The organism is Euzebyales bacterium, from assembly GCA_035461305.1.
Lineage (GTDB): Bacteria > Actinomycetota > Nitriliruptoria > Euzebyales > JAHELV01 > JAHELV01.
Genome location: DATHVN010000102.1, coordinates 1 through 2,193 on the forward strand (window position 1 = coordinate 1; position 2,193 = coordinate 2,193).

3 protein-coding genes are annotated in these 2,193 nt (G+C 69.5%); 2 read left to right on the top strand and 1 reads right to left on the bottom strand.

Features of this window, described 5'->3' with window-relative positions; all coding sequences use genetic code 11:
- Positions 1 to 681 precede the first annotated feature (681 nt).
- Positions 682 to 909 (top strand): crosslink repair DNA glycosylase YcaQ family protein, encoded by a 228-nt coding sequence (locus tag VK923_09185; GenBank protein ID HSJ44840.1) that lies wholly within the window; start codon positions 682 to 684, stop codon positions 907 to 909.
- A 163-nt stretch (positions 910 to 1,072) separates the two neighbouring features.
- On the opposite strand, the gene VK923_09190 is transcribed toward VK923_09185, so the two are convergent.
- Positions 1,073 to 1,795 (bottom strand): TetR/AcrR family transcriptional regulator, encoded by a 723-nt coding sequence (locus tag VK923_09190; GenBank protein ID HSJ44841.1) that lies wholly within the window; start codon positions 1,793 to 1,795, stop codon positions 1,073 to 1,075.
- Between the two features lie 74 nt (positions 1,796 to 1,869).
- Here VK923_09190 and VK923_09195 point away from each other — a divergent pair.
- Positions 1,870 to 2,193, top strand: a 324-nt coding sequence (locus VK923_09195) for an SgcJ/EcaC family oxidoreductase (GenBank protein ID HSJ44842.1), incomplete at its 3' end; no start/stop codon positions are given.

Consider the following 2,193-nt stretch of genomic DNA (forward strand, 5'->3'; position numbering starts at 1 on the left):
TTGACGGCGATCATCGCGGCGACGCACACGCCGTACAGGACGGCCGCCACCACGACGTCCGACAGCGTGCGCGCGAGGCCGGGAGCCGACCCGGGTGCGTCGGTCACCGCATCAAGCGGCGCGCGCATGGCGTGACCGACGGCGGCACCGGCCCGGCGCCACCACCGCCGGTCCCGGCGACGGTGGGGATCGGCCGCGGTGGTGGCCGTGGTCCCGCGACTGGTTGGATCACCAGGCCAGCGAAGAACCGTCCGGCAGCGACCTCGTGCCCCGGTGGGGTCACATCCGACGCCATAGACGCCATACCTGAGTGCTACGCGGCCACCGGCCGTGCTCTGCGATGCCCAGCACGTCCGTCACGGCCCGGCCATTACATCGGCGACGATGATGAGCGCCCCTTCACGCGGTGCGCTCCGGTCGGGCGAGCACGGCCCGGTGCCTTCGCGCGCGGCGACATATCCGGACCCCATGTCCTGCGGCCCACGTGGCACTTCGTCGCGCGCGACGATCTGCGGTGGCTGCTGCGGCTGACCCGTCCCCGGTGCATGCGCGCAACCGCTACTGGTACCGCAGGTTGGACCTCGGCGCCGACCCCTCAGCCGGCCGGTCCCCGGTCACGGGCGTTCCTGATCCCGACGCACGACGAGACGATCGTCGCCTACCAGGATCTGCGCGTCGTCCTTGCACATCAGCCGCGGGTGCGCTGGATCGCTGGAGCGGGCGATCGTCATCGACGGCCACACCTACGGAACCTGGAAGCGGACGGTCACGGCGCGCTCGGTGACCGTCCTGGCGACGCTGTCCGGACCGCTCGGCGCAGCGCAGCGCGACGAGCTGGAGCGCGCGGTCCGACGGTTCGGGCGTTTCCTGCAGCGCGATGCCTCCCTGGAGGTGCGCCACGGCCTGTGACCGCCTCACGAATCGTCGGTGACGACCGCGCGATGCCAGGAGCGTTCCGCTCGCGGCGATCAGGGGCCTGATGTCCGGCGGCAGGTCGTCGAACCAGGCGCCTGCTGCCTGTGAGGCCGATCCCCAGGAGTTGGCAGGTCAGTGCGTTCGCGTTCCATCCGTGTCACGTCCGAGCCCGGGCGGCGAGGCCGTCGACGAACAGGTCGACGAGCAGCTCGAACCGTTCGTCGGCGTCGCCCAGGGTGAAGGTGCCGGCGACCGCCACGAGGTTGGGGAACCGGTCCCCGGGCAACGACGCGAAGTACTCACTCACGGCGCGCAGGAAATCGGCGTCGGGTTGTGGACCCTCTCCGGGCGCCTCCTCCAGCATGAAGCCGTTGACGACGACGGTGAGCAGGTAGGACCCAGAGACCGCAAGATCGTCGGACAGACCGCCGGCTCGCAGGATGGCGAGCACGCGTTCCGTGAATCGCAATGCGTTGGGTCCGACGGGGAATCGCCCCATGGAGACGCGCACGATGTCGCGGTGACGGGCGATCCCGTCGCGCATGGCGCGGGCCACGTCCTTGAGCTGCTCGGCCCACCTGTCGGGATCGGGATCGGGTAGATGGAGCTCGCCGATGACGTGGTCGAATACGAGATCGAGCAGTTCGTCCTTGCTGCCAACGTGCCAGTACAGCGACGCGGGGCCGGTCTCCAGTTCATCGGCGATCTTGCGCATGGACAACCCATTGAGGCCGTCGCGGTCGAGGATCGCCAGCGCGGTCTCCACGATCCGCTCGCGATCCAGCGGCGCGCGACGGGTGCCGGTCTCCCGCAGCCGCCGTTGCCACGGTGGCGGTGGCACAGGTTCCTCGGTTGCATGGGCGGAAGACTGATCAGTCATGGCACGAACATCGTACCATGCTAGAATGCTGTTCGAGTATACGAACAGTGTTCTAGTAGGGCTAGGAGCGACCGATGCACGCGACCCAGACACCAGCCGCCACGACCGACGAGCAGCAGATCCGCCGGCTGTACGACGGACTGCTCGCCGCCTGGACCCGCGGTGACGCCCAGGCGTACGGCGCGGGGTTCACCGCAGATGTCGACTACGTGCCCTTCGACGGCAGTCGGCTGTCCGGCCGCCAAGCGGTGGTCGACAGCCACGACCGCCTGTTCCGCGGCGTGCTGACCGGTTCGGCGCTCGTGGGTGGGGTCGAGACGGTCCGCCACATCGACGCCGACGTTGCCGTCGTGCACGCCTTCGGGTCCGTGCTCATGCCGTGGCGTTCGAAGCTGCCG

What these genes read in the sequence shown, in the direction of transcription:
- VK923_09190 (HSJ44841.1), bottom strand. Translation starts at nt 1,795, where the DNA reads ATGACTGATCAGTCTTCCGCCCATGCAACCGAGGAACCTGTGCCACCG.